The 18,498-nt window shown below is 71.9% G+C and carries 17 protein-coding genes; 8 read left to right on the forward strand and 9 right to left on the reverse strand.

All coding sequences use genetic code 11. The features are described 5' to 3' along the window. The first annotated feature begins 18 nt into the window (after positions 1-18). Both ACI2L1_RS02920 and ACI2L1_RS02925 read left to right on the forward strand, forming a co-directional pair. Positions 19-933 carry a MerR family transcriptional regulator gene (locus ACI2L1_RS02920; RefSeq protein WP_404737542.1) on the forward strand — a complete coding sequence of 305 codons (915 nt, stop codon included), beginning with the start codon at positions 19-21 and terminating at the stop codon, positions 931-933. 49 nt (positions 934-982) lie between these two features. Beyond that, positions 983-1,201, forward strand: coding sequence for an EF-hand domain-containing protein (locus tag ACI2L1_RS02925; protein WP_404737543.1), 219 nt, complete (start codon positions 983-985; stop codon positions 1,199-1,201). Positions 1,202-1,247: 46 nt separating this feature from the next. On the opposite strand, the gene ACI2L1_RS02930 is transcribed toward ACI2L1_RS02925, so the two are convergent. Then, the gene (locus ACI2L1_RS02930; protein WP_404737544.1) at positions 1,248-2,036 is read right to left on the reverse strand and encodes an ABC transporter ATP-binding protein; all 789 of its coding nucleotides are present in this window, start codon (positions 2,034-2,036) and stop codon (positions 1,248-1,250) included. Continuing rightward, complete coding sequence (locus ACI2L1_RS02935; protein ID WP_404737753.1) at positions 2,033-3,688, reverse strand: 2-isopropylmalate synthase; 1,656 nt, start codon at positions 3,686-3,688, stop codon at positions 2,033-2,035. The genes ACI2L1_RS02930 and ACI2L1_RS02935 overlap by 4 nt, the downstream gene beginning before the upstream one ends. A gap of 243 nt (positions 3,689-3,931) precedes the next feature. Here ACI2L1_RS02935 and ACI2L1_RS02940 point away from each other — a divergent pair, with 243 nt between their 5' ends. Beyond that, entirely contained in the window at positions 3,932-4,609 is a 678-nt protein-coding gene (locus tag ACI2L1_RS02940) for a FadR/GntR family transcriptional regulator (RefSeq protein WP_404737545.1), read from the forward strand. A 17-nt stretch (positions 4,610-4,626) separates the two neighbouring features. On the opposite strand, the gene ACI2L1_RS02945 is transcribed toward ACI2L1_RS02940, so the two are convergent. From ACI2L1_RS02945 to ACI2L1_RS02975, 7 genes are all read right to left on the reverse strand, one after another. Then, positions 4,627-5,181: a glycoside hydrolase family 25 protein gene (locus ACI2L1_RS02945; RefSeq protein WP_404737546.1), complete on the reverse strand. Its 555-nt coding sequence runs from the start codon at positions 5,179-5,181 to the stop codon at positions 4,627-4,629. A gap of 113 nt (positions 5,182-5,294) precedes the next feature. Further along, the gene (locus ACI2L1_RS02950) at positions 5,295-7,943 is read right to left on the reverse strand and encodes an amino acid adenylation domain-containing protein (RefSeq protein WP_404737547.1); all 2,649 of its coding nucleotides are present in this window, start codon (positions 7,941-7,943) and stop codon (positions 5,295-5,297) included. 96 nt (positions 7,944-8,039) lie between these two features. Then, positions 8,040-8,864: an SDR family oxidoreductase gene (locus ACI2L1_RS02955; protein ID WP_404737548.1), complete on the reverse strand. Its 825-nt coding sequence runs from the start codon at positions 8,862-8,864 to the stop codon at positions 8,040-8,042. Between the two features lie 23 nt (positions 8,865-8,887). Further along, entirely contained in the window at positions 8,888-9,598 is a 711-nt protein-coding gene (locus tag ACI2L1_RS02960; protein WP_404737549.1) for a thioesterase II family protein, read from the reverse strand. Next, entirely contained in the window at positions 9,585-10,721 is a 1,137-nt protein-coding gene (locus tag ACI2L1_RS02965; protein WP_404737550.1) for an LLM class F420-dependent oxidoreductase, read from the reverse strand. The genes ACI2L1_RS02960 and ACI2L1_RS02965 overlap by 14 nt, the downstream gene beginning before the upstream one ends. Positions 10,722-10,808: 87 nt before the next feature. Further along, a complete protein-coding gene (locus tag ACI2L1_RS02970) occupies positions 10,809-11,705 on the reverse strand; it encodes an ABC transporter permease (protein ID WP_404737551.1) in 897 nt (298 codons plus the stop codon). Then, positions 11,702-12,664 (reverse strand): ABC transporter ATP-binding protein, encoded by a 963-nt coding sequence (locus ACI2L1_RS02975; RefSeq protein ID WP_404737552.1) that lies wholly within the window; start codon positions 12,662-12,664, stop codon positions 11,702-11,704. Before ACI2L1_RS02975 ends, ACI2L1_RS02970 begins: the two co-directional genes overlap by 4 nt. Positions 12,665-12,803: 139 nt before the next feature. Here ACI2L1_RS02975 and ACI2L1_RS02980 point away from each other — a divergent pair, with 139 nt between their 5' ends. From ACI2L1_RS02980 to ACI2L1_RS03000, 5 genes are all read left to right on the forward strand, one after another. Then, on the forward strand, positions 12,804-14,558 hold the full coding sequence (locus ACI2L1_RS02980) for a fatty acyl-AMP ligase (RefSeq protein WP_404737553.1): 1,755 nt from the start codon (positions 12,804-12,806) through the stop codon (positions 14,556-14,558). After that, complete coding sequence (locus ACI2L1_RS02985; protein WP_404737554.1) at positions 14,555-16,234, forward strand: acyl-CoA dehydrogenase family protein; 1,680 nt, start codon at positions 14,555-14,557, stop codon at positions 16,232-16,234. The genes ACI2L1_RS02980 and ACI2L1_RS02985 overlap by 4 nt, the downstream gene beginning before the upstream one ends. Then, positions 16,231-16,389, forward strand: coding sequence for a hypothetical protein (locus ACI2L1_RS02990; RefSeq protein WP_404737555.1), 159 nt, complete (start codon positions 16,231-16,233; stop codon positions 16,387-16,389). The genes ACI2L1_RS02985 and ACI2L1_RS02990 overlap by 4 nt, the downstream gene beginning before the upstream one ends. Next, positions 16,386-18,116, forward strand: coding sequence for an acyl-CoA dehydrogenase (locus ACI2L1_RS02995; protein WP_404737556.1), 1,731 nt, complete (start codon positions 16,386-16,388; stop codon positions 18,114-18,116). Before ACI2L1_RS02990 ends, ACI2L1_RS02995 begins: the two co-directional genes overlap by 4 nt. Before the next feature lie 124 nt (positions 18,117-18,240). Continuing rightward, positions 18,241-18,498, forward strand: a complete 258-nt coding sequence (locus ACI2L1_RS03000) for an acyl carrier protein (RefSeq protein WP_404737557.1) — start codon at positions 18,241-18,243, stop codon at positions 18,496-18,498.

Below are 18,498 nucleotides of genomic sequence, written 5' to 3' on the forward strand. Positions count from 1 at the left end.
AGGCCCAGACTCACACACATGATCGAAGACGGCACCGGACTTTTCACCATCGGCGAGCTGGCCCGGGCCACCGGACTGACCGTGCGGACCATCCGTTACTGGTCCGACGCGGGTGTCCTGCACCCGGTGACGCGGTCGTCCGGCGGTTACCGGCTCTACGACGCCGAGTCCGTCGCCCGCCTGGAGCTGATCCGCACGCTGCGGGAGCTGGGGCTGGGACTGGCGGACGTACGGAAGGTGGTCAGCGGCGAGAAGGACGTCGCGTCGGTGGCGGCCGCGCATGTGGCGGCCCTGGACGCGCAGATCCGGTCGCTGCGGGTGACACGGGCGGTGCTGTCGACCGTTGCGAGGCGCGGGTCGACCGCGGAGGAGATGACCCTGATGAACAAGCTGGCACGACTGTCCGCCGCCGAGCGGAGGCGGATCATGGAGGAGTTCGTGGAGGAGATGTTCCACGGGCTGGACACCGTGGATCCCGACATCCGCGAAAGGATGCGGAACACCGCCGTGAACCTGCCGGACGACCCGACGCCCGAGCAGGTCGACGCCTGGGTGGAGCTCGCCGAGCTGGTGCGGGATCCGGAGTTCCGGGCGCAGATGCGCAAGGCGGCCGAGTTCAACGCCGACGGCCGGGCGCACGACACCCCGGCCGGTACGTCCCTGTGGTTCGCTCAGCGGCTCGTCCAGCTGGCGGGGGAGGCACGGGAGCGGGGGATCGACCCCGCGACACCGGAGGCCGAGGCGATCCTGCGGGATCTGCTCGGTGACGCCGACTGGGCGGCCGTACTGGAACGCCTGGAATCGACGGAGAACGACCGGCTCGCCCGCTACCGCGAGTTGCTCACCGCTCTGAAGGGCGGCCCGCGCGGGCCGGTGCACCGAGAGGAGTTCGCCTGGGTGGCCGCCGCACTGCGGGCCAGGACAGGCGGTTAATCTGGCCTCCGTCAGCAAGACGGCAAGGAATGAGAAAAGGGGCGGACCGGTGGCGCACATCGACATCGAGGAAGCACGCAAGCAGTTCGATCGCATCGATGCGGACGGTGACGGCTCCATCACCGCCGCCGAGTTCAAGACCGCCCTGGCCCAGGGTGGCGACTGGAACGTGACCGAGTCGGTCGCCGAGGCGATCATCAAGAGCCGCGACCTGAACGGCGACAAGCTCCTGTCGTTCGACGAGTTCTGGGCCTTCCTCAACAAGTAAGGCGTACGGAGAAGGGGGCGCCCGGCGGTCCGGGGCGCCCCCTTCGTCATGCCCGGCCCCTGATCCGTACCGTCCAGCGGCCGTCACGGCGTTCCAGCACCAGCGGCAGGTCGAAGCACTTGCCGACCTGGTCACCGGTGAGGACGTACGCCACCGGGCCCTGCGTGAGCACACGACCCTCGCGCAGCAGCATCGCGTGGGTGGTGCCGGACGGCAGCTCCTCCAGGTGGTGGGTGACCAGGACCGTCGCCAAGGCCGGATGTTCCCGGCGCAGGGCGTCCAGGGCGTCGATCAGCCGCTCGCGGCCGGGCAGGTCGAGGCCGGTCGCCGGTTCGTCGAGCAGGAGCAGCCGCGGCTCGGGCATCAGCGCGCGGGCGATGAGCGTACGGCCGCGCTGTCCCTGCGACAGCGTCGGCCAGCGGGCGTCGGGGAGGTCGGCGAGGCCGAGGACGTCGATGAGGCGCTCGGCCCTTTCCCGCTGTCCCGGTGTCGGCCGCCAGCGGGGGAGCGGGGCGACGGAGTTGGTCAGTCCGGTCAGGACGACGTCCCGGACCCGCAGGGGCGCGGTGAGCGGATGACGCGGGTCGACGTGACCCACGTGAGCGCGCAGCTCCCGCAGGTCGACCCGGCCGAGCCGGCGACCCAGCACCTCGACCGTGCCGCGGGTGGGGTGGACCAGGGCGCCGAGCAGGCTGAGCAGCGTGGACTTGCCCGCGCCGTTGGCCCCGAGCAGCGCCCAGTGTTCGCCCGCCCGGACGGTCAGGGAGACCTCCTGGAGGATCGGCTTCCCGTCCCGGACGACATGGACGTTCTCGGCGCGCAGGACCTCCCTCACCGCATCGCACGGTTCATCGCGGCCAGCACGGCCTGGACGGCGGCCGACGCCCCCATGCCCGCGCCCCATGCGGTACGGCCGTCCACCCGGCACTCGGCGTACGCGGCCGCCCCGTCCTCCTGTTCGGCGAAGTCGACGACGTCGACGGTGTGTCCGGCACCGGCGAGCGCGTCGACGAACGCGGAGACCGGGCTGCCGCCCGTGCCCTCGTGGTCGCCGATCCGGTCCCCGGCCTCCAGCGTGCACACGAAGCGATGGACGCCGGGCGCCTCCTCGTACGTCGACCAGTCGTGCAGCCGTACCTGGGTGAACTCCGGCAGATAGGTGGCCAGGAACAGCTCGTACAGCTCCTTCGGCGTCATCTCCCGGCCGCTGGTGTCGGTGGCCTCCTGGACGGTGCGGGAGACGTCGGGGCGCATCCGGGCGGGCAGGTCGATGCCGTGGTGGGTGCGCAGCAGATACGCCGTCCCGCCCTTGCCCGACTGGGAGTTGACGCGGATCACGGCCTCGTAGGAACGGCCGATGTCGGCGGGGTCGATGGGCAGGTAGGGCACGTTCCAGGGAGCCTGCCCGGCCGGGACCCCCAACTCCTCGGCCCTGCGGGTGTGTTCGGCGAGGCCCTTGCTGATCGCGTCCTGGTGGGTGCCGGAGAAGGCGGTGTGGACGAGGTCGCCGGCGTACGGGTGGCGGGGGTGCACGGGCAGCCGGTTGCAGTGCTCGACCGTCTCGCGGACCGCGTCGAGGTCGCCGAAGTCGACCATGGGATCCACCCCTTGGGCGTACAGGTTCATCGCGAGGGTCACCAGGTCGACGTTGCCGGTGCGCTCGCCGTTGCCGAACAGACAGCCCTCCACCCTCTGGGCGCCGGCCAGCACGGCGAGTTCGGCGCAGGCGACGCCGGTGCCGCGGTCGTTGTGCGGGTGCACGGAGAGGATCACGGAGTCGCGGCGGGCCAGATGGCGGTGGACGTACTCGATCTGGTCGGCGTAGACGTTCGGGGTGGCGATCTCGACGGTCGCCGGGAGGTTGTGCGTGACCGGGCGGTCCGGGCTCGCGTCCCACAGCCGGGTCAGCCCGTCGCACAGCTCCAGGACGAAGTCGGGTTCGGTGAGGTTGAAGGTCTCCGGGGAGAACTGGAAGCGGACGGCTGTGCCTTCGAGGGCGTCGGCCCGCCGCGCCATGTGCTCGGCCGCCGCCCTGACCGTCCGCCACACCTCGTCCCGGTCCCGGCCGAGGACGACGTCCCGCCACACCGGCGAGGTGGCGATGTAGAGGTGCACGACGGCTCGCGGCAGCCCGGCGATCGCGTCGAAGGTCCGGTCGATCAGGTCGGTCCTGGCCGGGGTGAAGACGACGGGGGTGACGTCGTCGGGGACGGTGCCGCTCGCCACCAGATGCCGTACGAAGTCGAAGTCCGCGCGGCTCGCGGACGGATAGCCGACCTCGATCTCCTTGAAGCCGGTCCGCACCAGCAGGTCGAAGAAACGGCTCTTGCGCGGGGTGTCCATCGGCTCGGCGAGGGCCTGGTTGCCGTCGCGCAGGTCGACGGGGACCCAGAGGGGGGCGCGGTCGATGCGGGCGGAGGGCCAGGCGCGGTCGGTGGCGGGGACGTGGACGCGGTCCTGGAAGGGGCGGTAGCGGTGGAACGGCATGGGGCTGGGCCGCTGGGGGTTCCAGAGGGAGATCACGGTGTGTCCTTCGGCTCGGTCGGTCGACTGGGACCGGCAGCACGGCGTCCCGCGGCGGGGTGCCGGTCGCGTCAGGCCCCGCCGCGGCAGCCGAGAAGAAGGAGTCCGCGGAAGATCACGGAAGGTAGGCTAGTCACTCCTCAGCTCCTCAGACAAGTGAGAATTCACTGAGCGCCTTTTGTCCCCGCACGAGTTGGTGAACCGCAGATGCCGCTAGGTCCCGTCCGTCCCAGCCCCCTGGTCGAGCAGGCCGCCGAGCGGCTGCGCGCGCAGATCACCGCAGGACACTGGCCCGTCGGCACGAAGCTGCCCGGCGAGACGACCCTCGCGAAGGAACTCGGCGTGGGCCGCTCCACGGTCCGCGAGGCGCTGCGGGCGCTGGCCGGGGCGGGGCTCGTGCGGCCCAGACAGGGCGCGGGCGTCTTCGTCACCGCGACGGAAGTGGCGGAGGACTGGCCCACGCGTCTGCGCCGGGCCGCGGTCACCGACGTCTACGAGGTCCGCATGGCCGTGGAGGTCCACGCGGCCCGGCTCGCCGCGCGCCGCCGTACGCCCGAGGACGTGGCGGCGATGGAGCTCGCGCTGGAGGGCCGCCGGGCCGCGTCGACGGCGGGCGACGGGGCCTTCGTCGACGCGGACATCACCTTCCACGCGGCCGTGGTCGCCGCCGCCCACAACCCCGTACTCGCCGACCTCTTCCGGGAGTTCACCCCAGTCCTGCGTGAGGGCCTGATCGAACTCCTGACCCTGACCGGACTGCGCACCCACGACCCCAACACCGCCGACGAGGCCCACGCGGCACTGGTCCGGGCCGTGGCGGACGGGGACGCGGAGGGGGCGGCGGAGATTCTGCGGAGTGAGCTGGAGGACCCCTTCGCGGAGTAGAACCCCACTCGTACCGATCAGACCGTCGCCCACTCCTTCAGCGCCGCCTTGCTCGCGAAGTCGGCGACATTCCTGTCGACCGGGTCGTCGGTGTACTGGTGGAAGCGCCACTTGGCCTGGATACGTGGTTCGCCGGCCGTGACGTAGTCGGCGATCCACAGGCCGTCTCCGGCGTACGACGTGCTGTCCACGTTGAGCCAGTAGTTGCGGTTGCAGTAGAGAACGACCCTGTTGTTCGGCCGGAGTTGCTTCACCTTGCGGATGAAGGCGTCCTTCTCGGCGTTGGTCGCGTGGGTGCCGTCGCCGGTCGTCTCCCAGTCCACGGCGAGGATGTCACCCGCCTTCTCGGGAGCGTGGGCGACGAAGTACTCGGCCTGGGCCGTGAGGTTGCCCGGCCAGAGGAAGTGGTAGAAGCCGACGACCAGTCCGGCGTCGCGGCCGTGCTTGGCCTGGGCGGAGAGCTTCGGGTTGGTGTAGGAGCGGCCCTCCGTCGCCTTGATGAAGACGAAGGAGAGACCGGCCGTGGCGTAGGACGAGGACTGGTAGGCGCTGACATCGATGCCGCGGAGCATGTCGGGGGCTCCCTGAAGTGAAAGTGGGGGGACGGGAGTTGATAGTGCCCCATATGCCTGCGCGGGAACCTCGGCATTCGGCGAAGGCCTCCGCGGAAGCGGAGCATCGCGCTTCAGCCGTCCGAGGCGGCCAGGCTTCCGGCCGTGCCGCGGATGGTCGGATGGCGGTACAGCTCCCGCATCCGTAGCGACGGCAGGCCCTGCGCGCGCATGACGGCCCCGATGCGGACTGCGAACAGGGAGTTGCCGCCCAGCTCGAAGAAGTCGTCATCCAGGCCGACAGGTGTGCCGAGCACCTCGCTCCAGATCTGCCTCAGCCGCTCGGTGAGCTCGTCCTCGGCCGCGACGGGCTCGGCGCTTCGGGTCGGCGCGGCGGGTGCGGGGAGCCGGGCCGTGTCGAGTTTGCCGTTGGCCGTCAGCGGCAGCGTGTCCAGGGCAGTGACCGTGGTGGGGAGCATGTGGTCGGGGAGGATGCCCGCGGCCCGCTTGCGGACTGTCACCGGATCGCCGTCTGAGAGGACCACGTAAGCGTCGATCCTGGCGGTGGCCGCGTCGTCCGGGTCGTCGCGCCGGACCACCACGGCCGCCGTCCGGACATCAGGGTCTTCCAGCAGCACCGAGCGGATCTCGTCCAGCTCGATCCGGAAGCCGCGGATCTTGACCTGGCTGTCGATGCGTCCGAGGTGTTCGAGGCGGCCGTCCGGGCGCAGGCGTCCCAGGTCCCCGCTGCGGTACATGGTGCCGCCGGTGTACGGGTCCGGGACGAAGCGCTGGGCGGTCAGCTCCCCTTGGCCGAGGTAGCCGAGTGCGACCCCGGCGCCGCCGACGCAGATCTCGCCCGCGACACCGGGCGGCTGCAGCCGCCCGGACGGGTCGGTCACATACAGGTGCCAGCCGGGCAGTGCCCGTCCGACGGAGCGGGTGGCGGAGAGCGCCAGTCGCCGGGTGAGGGTCTGCTCGGTGACGTGGACCGTCGTCTCTGTGATGCCGAACATGTTCACCATCCGGCAGACCGACTCGGGGTGCCGGTCGAACCAGGGCAGCAGCATGCGCGCATCCAGTGGCTCGCCGCCGAAGACGACCATCCGGACCGCGACCCGGGTGTGGTCCACGTCCAGCAGCTGGGCGAAGGCCGACGGGGTCTGGCTGAGCACGGTGACCTTCTCGGCCACGAGCAGGTCGCGGAAGCGGTCGGGTTCGCGGGAGACGAAGTACGGCACCACGACCAGCCGCCCGCCGGTCAGCAGGCACCCCCAGATCTCCCACACCGAGAAGTCGAAGGCGCTGGAGTGGAACCAGGTCCACACGTCGCTGGTGCCGAAGCCGTACTCCTCGCGGGTCGCGTCGATCAGGGCGATCACATTGCGGTGCGGTACCTCGACGCCCTTGGGGCGGCCGGTGGAGCCGGACGTGTAGATGACGTAGGCGGCGGCGTCGGGCGCGGTGGCCGTCGGCGGGACCGGGGCGTCGGTGAACTGCTGGGCGGCGTCCAGCAGTTCGTCCGGAGTGGCAGGCACACAGCCCGCGACGTCCGGGAACTCCGACAGCCGGGTGACCATCACCCGCAGTCCCGCGTCCTGTGCGGTGTGGGCGATGCGGTCCGCCGGGTAGGCCGGGTCGACGGGTACGTAGGTCGCGCCGGCCTTCAGTACGGCGAGCAGGGTGACGACGAGTTCGGCGGTGCGTTCCAGGCAGACGCCCACCCGGTCGCCGGCCGTGACGCCGCGCTCGCGCAGGCCGTGGGCCAACCGAGTCGACCGTTCGTCGATCTCGCCGTAGGTGAGACCGGCCGCGCCCTCGGTCACGGCGATGCGCTCCGGTGTCGCCCCCGCGATCCGCGCGAACGCCTCGGGCACGGTCACCGGGGTGGTGACCAGCGGGCGGGACGGTCGGCCGAGTGCCGCCACCCGGTCGCGTTCGGCCTCGTCGAGCAGATCGACGTCGGCCACCGCGGTCCCGGGCTCGGTGAGGATCATCCGGTGCACCCGCACCAGGTACCGGGCGAACTGCGCGGCGATCTCCGTGGAGACATGGCCGCCGACGTGGTCGCAGCGCAGCCGCCAGCCGTCGGCGTCCTTGAACACCGACAGGGTGAGCGGGAACGGCGGTGCGAGGCACGGCACGTACGCACCCGGAAGCTCCGCCTCGTCGAAGAGCAGACCGGCGAGTACGGGACCGTCCGCGGGGGCGGCCTTCAGCTCACCGAGCGTGGTGGCCTCCGGCACGGTGAAGGTGCCGTGGTCGGTGCCGATGACCGGAGTGGTCTCGGGGTCGTGCCGGCGCAGGGTCACGGCGAGGGCGGCGAGCCAGCTTGCCTCGTCGCCGCCGTCGTCGAGGGTGAAGAGGTGCGGGACGGCGGGGCCTTCGTCACCCAAGCCCCACGCGGGTGCGGGTGCCGTGGTGGCGGAACGGCCCGCTTCCGGCTCGACGGACTCCCCGGTCCCCGGCTCGACGGACTCCCCGGTCCCCGGCTCGACGGACTCACCGACTGCCAGCCGTGCGAGAGCCGCGCGGTCCCACTGGTCCCGCGCGGCCACCAGGACCAGATCGCAGGAGCCGTCGGCGTAGCGCAGCAGTACCCTGCGCAGTCCCTCGGTCGGGCGGGCGAGTTCGGCTGCGCGACGGCGCTCGGCGAGCGGGTCCGCCGCCGGCACGGGTATGTCCTCGATCCACAGTCCCGGAGGGGCCGTCGGATACGGCGAGCGGTCCGAGCGGACACGGACCGCATGGCAGCGGGCCGCGGGGTGGAGGGGGCCTGACACGGTCGTACTCCTTGTCGACGCGGGGAGTTGTTCTGGGGGTTGCCGGAGGGGTTGTCCGGGGGAGTCGTTCGGGAAGGGGGGACGCGGGGCGCAGGCTCAGCGGATGCTGAACCCGCCGTCCACGGTCAGGACCGAGCCGGTGATCTGCCGGGACTCGTCCGAGGCGAGGAAGACCACCGCGGCGGCGACGTCCTCGGGCTCGATCAGCGCGTTCATCGGCTGCGCCTCGACGAAGGTCTTCTCGTGTTCGTGCACCGGCACTTCGAGCGCCCTGGCGATCTCGGCGAGCATGCGCCCCTCGGCCTGCGCGTCGTCGCGCACCGACCCCGGGCACACCGCGTTCACGCGCACCTTCGTCGGCGCGTAGTCGAGCGCCGCGGCCTTGGTCAGCCCGACGACGGCGTGCTTGGCGGCGACGTACCCGGCGAAGTGCCGGTAGCCCACGAGCCCCGCCGTGGACGCCACGTTGACGATGCTTCCGGCACGCCGGGCGCTCATCGCCTTGCCGACCTCGCGGATCACCCGCCAGGCACCGGAGAGGTCCACGTCGATCATCAGGGACCACTCGTCCTCGTCGATCTCGTGCACCGGCTTGCCCGAGGGCGCGGCGATGCCCGCGTTGTTCACGGCGACGTCGATCCGCCCGAACCGGTCCTCGGCGAGGGTCACGGCCTCACGCACGGCCCGCAGGTCACGGATGTCCGTCGAGGCTGTCAGCACGGCGGCGCCGGTCTCCCGGCACAGTGCCGCCGTGTGCTCCAACTGGCCCTTCGTGCCCAGCGGATAGGGCACTCCGGGCAGGTCGGCGCAGATGTCCAGCAGCATGAGGTCGGCGCCCTCGGCGGCACAGGCGAGGGCGATGGACCGGCCGAGTCCTCGGGCGGCGCCGGTGACCAGGACCGACTTGCCGTGCAGACGCATCGGGAACTCCTTGGGGATGGGGGTCACAGCAGGGTCGAGACGATCAGCCGCACCAGCGCGGGCGCGGCATCGGTGAGGTACATGTGGCCGCCGGGGACCTCGACGTGCTCGAAGTCGCGGCCCGCCACCTTGCTCCAGGACTCCGCGTCGTCGTAGCCGACGAGGTCGTCGTCCTCGCCCCGGATCACCGTGAGGGGCACGTTCAGCGGGAGTTCGGTGGACGGAGCGTAGTTCTCGTGCATCTCGACGTCCGCGCGCAGGGCGGGCAGGATCATCTCGCGCATCTCCGGGTCGTCCAGCGCGGGATGGTGGTAGCCCGCGAACTCGCCGACCCGGGCGAGGAAGTCCTCGTCGCTGAGTCCGGTGGCGTGCCGCTCGCGGCCCCGGGCCGGTTCGGGTGATCCGCTGACGAAGAGGTGGACGGGGTCGACGCCGGGCTCGTCGGCCAGCCGGTGGGCGAGTTCGTAGGCGAGCACCGCGCCGAGGCTGTGTCCGAAGAGAGCCACTCTGCCGCCGCCGTCACCGAGCCGGCTGCGCAGATCGTCGGTGAGACCGTCGACGGCCCGGTGCACGTCCCGGTACGGCTCCTCGTCGATCAGCCGTTCCCGGCCGGGCAGTTGCAACGGCACGATCTGCACCGCGTCCCCGGCCAGGGCCGTCCAGGGACGGTAGAAGGAGGCACCGGCCCCGGCGTACGGGAGGCAGATCAGTTTGGTCGTGTCATGCGTGGTCATGGATACGGGTGTCTCCTTGTGAGGCGCATGGGGTGTGGGGGTCGGGGCTGGACGCGAGCAGGCCGGCGAGCTCCGCCGCCTCGACGGCGACACGCAGCGCGGCGGCGGCGCGGTCCGGGCCGGGCAGGCCGGGGCCGACCGGCATGACGTTGAGCGTGGTGACGCCGGCCTCGGCGAATGCCGTCATGCGCTCGGCGATCCGCTCCCGCGGCCCGAGGAGCGAGGTGGCGTCGAGGAATTCGAGCGGTACGGCGGCCATGGCGCCGGGGTAGTCACCGGCCAGGAATCTCTCCTGGACGGTACGTGCCTCGGGGCCGAAGCCCATGCGCTCGGCCAGCTGGGTGTAGTGGTTGTCCTCGCGTCCGCCCATGCCGCCGAGGTACAGCGCGGCGTACCCCCGCACCCGGCGGGCGCAGGCCCGCCAGTCGGCGCCGGTCACCAGGGGGACGCCGGGGGCGATGTCGAAGCCGTCAAGCGTGCGCCCCGACCTCGCGAGGCCGGCCTTGAGCGGCTCCAGCTGCCGGGCGGCGTGGGCGGGGGAGAAGAACACGGGAAGCCAGCCGTCGGCGATCTCCCCTGCCAGCTCCAGGTTCCGCGGCCCCAGGGCGGCGAGGTAGACCGGGATCCGTTCGCGCGGTGGCCGGATGGTGAGGGCGAGAGCTTTGCCGGGGCCGTCCGGCAGCGGCAGCGTGAAGTGGCTGCCCTCGTAGGCCAGGGGTTCCCGGCGCAGGGCACGGCGTACCAGGTCGACGTATTCGCGGGTACGGCCCAGCGGTGAGGCGAACCTGACGCCGTGCCAGCCCTCGGAGACCTGGGGACCGGAGACGCCGAGCCCGAGCCGGAACCTTCCTGCGGACAGGGTGTCGAGGGTGGCGGCGGTCATCGCCGTCATCGCGGGCGAGCGGGCGGGGATCTGGAGGACGGCGCTGCCGACGTCGATGCGGGAGGTGCGGGCGGCGATCCAGGACATCAGGGTCACGGCGTCGGATCCATAGGCCTCCGAGACCCAGACCGCCGCGTAGCCGAGATCTTCGGCCAGGGAGGCGAGGGGGAGGCTGGAGGCGTCGTTGGCGCCGACCCAGTAGCCGAGGTTGAGGCCGAGTCGCAGGGTGGGGACGGGCATGGGGTGCTCCTGTGCGGGCGCGCGGGCCGGTTGCCGGGGGTTCCTGTTCAGGGGCCGGGCGCGGGGCGGTTGGAGGGGCGGCCGCGGTCAGCGGCTGGTGCGGGTGCGGAAGCGCCAGGTCGACAGGGTGATGAAGACAGCGATGACCAGGACGGAGCAGCCCATGGTGTACAGCGCGGGGTGGCGGGCGGGCCACGCGTGCTGTACCGGGAAGCCGGGCGGGGCGGTGTTGCCGAAGAGGCGGCGCAGGGCGTTCGCCAGTGAGGTGATCGGGTTCCAGGCCGCCAGTGTGGAAAGCGGCCCCGGCAGGCTCGCGCCGGAGACGAAGCCGGAGGAGATGAACGTGGCCGGGAACAGCCAGATGATGCCGACGCTTCCGGCCACCTGGGCGTTGGGGGTGACGAGGGCGACGAACACGCCGATCCACGACATCGCGAAGGAGAACAGCAGCACCAGCAGGACACCGCCGGCCACGTCGACCGGTCCGGTGTGCGGGCGCCAGCCCATCAGCAGCCCGCACACGGTGGTGACGGCCACGCCCGCCAGGCAGGTGGTGAGGTCGGAGGTGGTGCGGCCGAGCAGGAGGGCCACCCGGGAGATCGGCAGGGTGCGGAAGCGGTCGATCATGCCCCGGTCGAGGTCTCGGGAGAGCCCGACCGTGGTGAAGGTGGTGGTGAAGGCCACGGTCTGGGCGATGAGCCCGGCGACCAGGTAGGAGCGGTAGGCCGTGCCGCCCAGGCTGTTGCCGAAGACGTACCCGATGAGCATGGCGTAGACGACCGGCTCCACCAGGCAGGAGATGAGCAGGCCCGGAGTGCGCCGCAGGTGCAGCAGGTTGCGCAGGGCGAGGTCAGCGCTCTCCGCGACGACCCGCAGCACGGGGTTGCGCCGGGCGCGGGTCGGAGCCGCCGCCGGAGGGAGACCGGTGGCGAGTGCGCCGCCGTGCGGGGAGCCGGCCCGGTCGACGTCGGTGGGCGCGCTCACCGCGCGGCCTTCTGGCGGGCGCGGCTGGTCAGGGCGAGGAACACGTCGTCGAGGGTGCTGCGGCTGAGCCCGATCTCCAGCACCTCGATCTTCTCGTCCTCCAGCGCGGTGAGGGCCCGGCCCAGAGCTGCCGGGCCGTCGGCGGCGGCCGCCTCCACCCGGCGGGCACGGCGGTCCACCGTCGGGGCCGCGCCGGTCGCGCCGGCGGCGGCCCGCGCCGCGGCGTCGAGCTGGTCGTCCCGGGCGACGCACACCACGAGCCGGTTTCCGGCCGCTGCCTTCAGTTCGTCGCTGGTGCCCTCCGCCACCACCCGGCCCCGGTCGATCACCGTGATCCGGTCGGCGAGGCGGTCCGCCTCCTCCAGGTACTGGGTCGTCAGCAGGATCGTGGTGCCACCGGCGACGAGTTCACCGACCGCGTCCCAGGTGTCGAGCCGGCTCTCGGGGTCGAGACCCGTGGTGGGTTCGTCCAGGACGACCAGGGGTGGGGAGCCGACCAGGGCGGCGGCCAGATCCAGCCGTCGGCGCATGCCGCCCGAATAGGTGCCCGCGGTATGTCCCGCGGCCTCCGAGAGTCGGAATCGGGCCATCAGATCATCGGCACTGCGACGAGCCGTACGTCGTCCCACACCACGTAGTTTCGCGATGAGGTAGAGGTTCTCGAATCCGGTCAGTGTGTCGTCGACCGTTGAATACTGGCCAGCCATTCCGATCGTGGCGCGGACCTTTTCCGGCGCGGCCGTCACATTCCAGCCATTCACGAAGGCGTGGCCGGAATCAGGCTTGAGGAGAGTCGTGAGAATCCTGACCAGGGTGGTTTTACCGGCCCCGTTCGGACCGAGCAGGCCTAGGACCTCACCGGGGTTGACTCGCAGGTCAACGCCGCATAAGGCGTGACTCTCCTTGAATTTCTTGTGTAATCCATGTACGGCGACGGCCGACTCGGTGGGGGTATGCACGGATCCGTTCTACGCCCGTCCGTGAATCAAATCGATCATGGAACGTTCAAGGTTTTTTGTGCGTTCGCTTGCGTTGCTTGAAGGTTGCTTGAATGTTTCAGTACCGGTTCGGGAATCGTGACTGCGTACGGTTCCTGTCGTGCGAGAATTACTCACGACGCTGAGGGAACAGGCGGCGCGAAACCCGCAGCAGCCTGCCGTGACGTTTGTTTCGGACTTCAGCGACTTCAGCCGTACGGTGCGCGATCGCGCACAACTCGACGAGCACTCCCGACGCATAGCCTCCTGGATTCAGGAGCGCCTCTCCCCCGGGGACCGGGTCCTGCTCCTCTACTCCCCGGGCATCGAGTTCACCACCGCGTTCTCCGCTTGTGTCTACGCCGGCGTCATCGCCGTGCCCGCCCCGCTGCCGGGCCGCTACCGGCATGAGCGCCGCAGGCTCGCCGCGATCGCCCGTGACGCGGGGGTGCGCGCCGTGCTGACACAGCGGAGCGATCTTCCGGAGGTCGAGAAGTGGATCGCCGAGGAGGGCGTCGTCGGCACGCTCTGCCACCCGACCGACTCCCAGGACGGCGACCCGGACGCCTGGACCGCTCCCCGGCCGTCACCCGAGACCCTGGCCCTGCTCCAGTACACGTCGGGATCGACCGGCGACCCCAAGGGCGTCAAGGTCACCCACGGCAACCTCGTGACCAACGTGGAGCGGATGGTCCGCCTGTTCGGGAACGACAGCGACACGGTCTACGGCGGCTGGATCCCTCTGTACCACGACATGGGGCTGATCGGCCTGATGCTGCCCGGTCTCCTGTGCGGCAGCGGCTATGTGCAGATGGACCCCATGTCCTTCCTGCGCCGCCCGTACCACTGGCTGCGGATGCTGGACGCCTGCGATGTGGGTTTCACCGCCGCACCCGACTTCGCCTACGAACTGTGCGTACGACGCGTCACCGACGAGCAGCTCGCCACGCTCGACCTGTCCCGGCTCAAGGCCGCCGACGGCTCCGAGCCGGTCCGCGCCGACGTCGTCTCCGCCTTCACCGAGAGGTTCGCCGCCGCAGGACTGCGGCCCGAAGCGCTCATCCCGGTGTACGGCCTGGCGGAGGCGACCCTGATGGTCTCCGGCACCACCGGCCGGCCGGCCCTGCGAACCGCGGTCGGCGTCAAGGCACTTGAGGACCAGGTGCTGAAGCCGGCCGAGGGGCTCGAAGCGCCCCGCGTACTGACCGGGTGCGGGGCACCGGCCGGGGCCGACGTGCTGATCGTCGATCCCGGCACCCGGGACGTCCTGCCCGAGCGGCGGATCGGCGAGATCTGGCTCAGCGGCCCCTGTGTCACCGCCGGGTACTGGGAGAACGAGGGCGCCACGGACAGCACGTTCCAGGCGTACACGGGCGACGGACGCGGACCGTACCTGCGCACCGGCGACCTCGGCGGGTTCCTCGACGGCGACCTGTACATCACCGGCCGCCGCAAGGACGTCCTCGTCCTGCACGGTCGCAACCTGCACCCCTCGGACATCGAGTACGAACTGCGGGCCCAGCACGAGGAGTTGGAGGGCCTGCACGGCGCGGCCTTCATGGTCGGTGACGACGACGGGCTGGACATCGCCCCCGCGATCGTCGCCGTCCACGAGATACGCGCCCACTGGGGCGCCGAACGGCTGGGCCAGATCGCCGTGGACATGAAGCAGACCACGGCCCGGGAGTTCGGCGTGCCGGTCGCGGCCGTCGCCCTGGTGCGGCCCGGCGGTGTCCGGCGCACCACGAGCGGCAAGGTGCAGCGTTCGGCGATGCGGGCCCTCTACCTCGCCGGCGAACTGGACACCCTGCACCTCGGCGAGGACAAGCTGCTCACCGCCGCCCTGGCCGAACACCGGCGGGTGACCGCCCGATGACCACCACGACCGAGCTGGAGACCCTGCTCGCCGAGGACGACGCCTTCTCCCCCGAGACGCTCGCCGGGCTCGACGCCCGTGAGGAGTTCCCCGGCGACGCGGTCCGCGCCCTCGACGAGGCGGGACTGCCCGCCCACTACGTCCTGCCCCCGGACGGCGACTTCAGCGAGACGGTACGACTGCTGCGCGCCGTCGCCCGCCGTGATCTGACCGTGGCCATCGCACACGGCAAGACATTCCTCGGTACGGCACCCGTGTGGGTGGCCGGCACCCCGGACCAGGCCACCCGGCTCGCCGAACGCGTACGCGCGGGTGAAGCGGTCTGCTGGGCACTCACCGAGCGCGACCACGGCGCCGACCTGCTCGCGAGCGAACTGACGGCGGTTCCCGCGGCGAACTCGGAGGCCGATGACAGCGGCGCCGGGGGCTGGCGGCTCACCGGCGAGAAGTGGCTCATCAACAACGCCACCCGCGCGGGCCTCGCCTGTGTCCTCGCCCGTACCGACCCGGCGGGCGGCGGACGCGGCTTCAGCCTCTTCCTCGTGGACAGGCGCCGACTGCCCGAGAAGGCCTGGCGCGACCTGCCCAAGGTCCGCACCCACGGCATCCGCGGTGCCGACATCAGCGGCCTCGTGCTGGACGACGCCCCGGTCCCCGCCGACGCCCTCGTCGGCGCCGAGGGCGACGGGATCGCCGTAGTCCTGAAGACGCTCCAGCTCACCCGCATCGCCTGCACGGCGCTCTCCCTGGGCGCCGCCGACCACGCCCTGCGGCTGGCCCGGGACTTCGCCATCGGACGGGAACTGTACGGCCGCCGCCTCGCCGACGTCCCGCACGTGCGGCGCATCCTCGGCCGGGCCGCCGCCGCTGTGCTGACCGCCGAAGCCGTGAGCGCGCTCTCCGTCCGCTCGGTGCACACCCTGCCCGCGGAACTCGGCGTGATCTCGGCGATCACCAAGGCGTACGTCCCGACGCTCACCCAGGACACGCTCGGCTCGCTCGGCGAACTGCTGGGCGTACGCGGCTTCCTCACCTCACCGCCCGGTGTGGGCTTCGCCAAACTGGAGCGCGACCACCGCATCTGCGCCATCTTCGACGGCAGCACGGTCGTCAACCGCGCCGCCCTCCTGAACCAGATGCCGCGCCTGTCCCGTCAGTTGAAGCGTCGCGCCACCGACACCGAGGGTCTGCGGGCCGCCGCCGACCTCACCGCGCCCCTGCCGCCGTTCGACCGGGACCGTCTGTCACTGCTGTCCGCCAGGGGGTGCAGCGCTGTGCAGGCCCTGCCGGACCTGGCGCAGCACATACGGGAGGAAGGGCCACCGCAGGCAGGCGCCCTCCCCGACCGGCTGCTCGCCGAACTCGCCCGACTGGAAAGGGAGTCGGCGGACTTCGTGCCGGTCGCGGGCGGACTGCCCAGCACCGCCTTCGGCCTGGCCGAGCACTACGAACGCGCCTACGCCGCTGCCGCCGTTCTGCTGTTGTGGAGGGAGAACCCGACCCTGCGCACCGGGCGGCTCGGCGCCGACGGCCTGTGGCTGCGGGCCTGTCTGACCGCCCTGCTCGGCGAGGACGGCGGCGGCGACACGAGCGACAACGACGTCTTCGACGCCCTGGCCGCCGTCCTGCTCGCCTCGCCCGACACGCCGTTGACCCTGTGGGGAGGTACCGCATGACGACCGCCACCGGCTTCGCCCCCAAGCGCGCCGATGAACTGGAGCACCTGCTCGGCGCCGTCGCTGACTCGGCCGACGCGAGCGGCGCGAGCGGCAGCGACGTCTTGCTCGCCTCGCCCGACACGCCGTTGACCCTGTGGGGAGGCACCGCATGACCACCGCCACCGGCTTCGCTCCCAAGCGCGCCGACGAACTGGAGCACCTGCTCGGCGCCCTCGCCGACCCGGCCAACCCCACCGGCGCGACCGCCGTCCTCGCCGCCGACGAACGCGCCGAGATGCTCGCCGCCGGAGAGACACTGCTGCACGCCTACGGGCTCAACGCCGAGTTCGTACCGCCCGAGCTGGGCGGTCGGCTGGAGCGCGCCGACCATCTCGCCGAGGTCATGCGCGCCCTCTACCGCCGCGACCCCGCGCTCGGCCTCGGCTACGGCGCCAGCTCCCTCATCGCCGCGGTCACGCTGTGGACCGCCGGCGACGCACAGCAGACCGAGCACGCCGCCCGGATGCTGCTCGACGGCCGGCGCATCGCCATCGCCTTCCACGAACTCGACCACGGCAACGACATGGCGGGCACCGAGTTCGCGGCGCACACCGCACCGGACGGCGGTCTGCGGCTGAGCGGCCGTAAGACGGTGGTCACCAACATCGCGCGGGCCGACGCCATGGTCGTCCTCGCCCGCACCGATCCCCGGCCCGGCCCGCGCAGCCACTCCCTGGTCCTCGTCGACCGTGCGGGAGTTGAACCCGCGCACCTGAGGGACGTGCCGCGCTTCGCCACCGTGGGCATGCGGGGCGTCCAGCTCGGCGGCCTGGACTTCGACGAACTGCCCGTACCCGCCGCCGCGGTGCTCGGCCCCGTCGGCTCCGGCCTGGAGACCGCGCTCAAGGCCCTCCAGATCACCCGCACCGTCCTGCCCGCGATGGCCACCGGGATCCTCGACACCGGACTGCGCATCACCGTCGACCACCTGAGCGGCCGTCAGCTCTACGGCGGCCCCGCGACCGCCCTCCCACACGTCCGCTCGACGCTGGCCGGTGTCTTCGCCGACCTGCTGCGGGCCGAGGCGCTGAGTGCGGTCGGCGCCCGCGCGCTGCACCTGGTGCCCGGCGCGGCGAGCGGGTACGCCTCCGCGGTCAAGTTCGAGGTGTCCCGGCTGCTGCTGGAGGCCATGGACCGGCTCGCGGAACTCCTCGGCGCGCACTTCTATCTGCGCGAGGGCCCGACCGCTCTGTTCCAGAAGCTGCTGCGCGACCTGGCCCCCGTCGGGTTCGGGCACATCGCGCGCGCCGCCTGCCAGATGAGCCTGCTGCCCCAACTCCCGCTGCTGGCCCGCCGCACCTGGAACCGCCCCGGCACCGAGGCGCCGGCTGACCTGTTCGCGCTCGACCGGGCGCTGCCGCCCCTGCGCTACGACCGGCTGACCCTGCACGCCGCCGGCCGCGACCCGATCGCCGGTTCCCTCCAGGCCCTGCTCGACGCACCCTGGGCCCCCGAGCACGCCGACCTGCGGGCCGCCCTCGCCGCCGATCACGCCGAACTGACCGAACTCGCCGCGGTGTGCGGGCAGTTGTCACCCGTGGACCTCGGAGTCGACGCCCGCCCCGAGCACTACGACCTCGTCACCCGCTACGTGCGCCTGCTGACCCGGACCGTCTGCGTCCAGGTGTGGCGGCACGCCGTCCCCGGGGACTTCCTGGCCGACCCCGCCTGGGCGCGCGCGGCCCTGCACCGTTCGGCCGCCGGCCCGCACCGGCCGGGCCCGCTGCCCGCCCCGGTCGAGGACGCCCTCTTCGCCGAACTCCTGCACCGCCGGGACACGGGCCGTTCGTTCGGCCTGACCGGACGCCCGCTCGCCGCGTACCGGCCCCGGGGGCTCTGAACGCCGTACCCCACCGCGAGACCGCACCACGTACCGCCTCGGGTCCGCGGCTCCGCCGACATGGGCTCCGGCCTGCCCTGCTCCCTCCCCGTTTCGTCTTCTCCGCTCAGAAAGAGAGTTCCTCATGACCGCTGGCAACCAAGACGTGCACACCTGGCTGACGCAACGGGTGGCGGCTTACCTGCGGCGCTCTCCGGAGGACATCGACACGTCGGTGCCGCTGGCCGACTACGGCCTGGACTCCCTGACGGCGCTGGCCATCACCGCCGACATCGAGGACGAGTTCGAGGTGACCGTCGACGACGCCCTGACCTGGGACCACCCCACGGTCGACGCGCTGAGCGCGGCCCTGTCCGGGCTGGTCGGCGAGAAGCGGGCCTGA

Source organism: Streptomyces sp. NPDC019531 (assembly GCF_044903305.1).
In the GTDB taxonomy this organism is placed as follows: Bacteria; Actinomycetota; Actinomycetes; order Streptomycetales; family Streptomycetaceae; genus Streptomyces.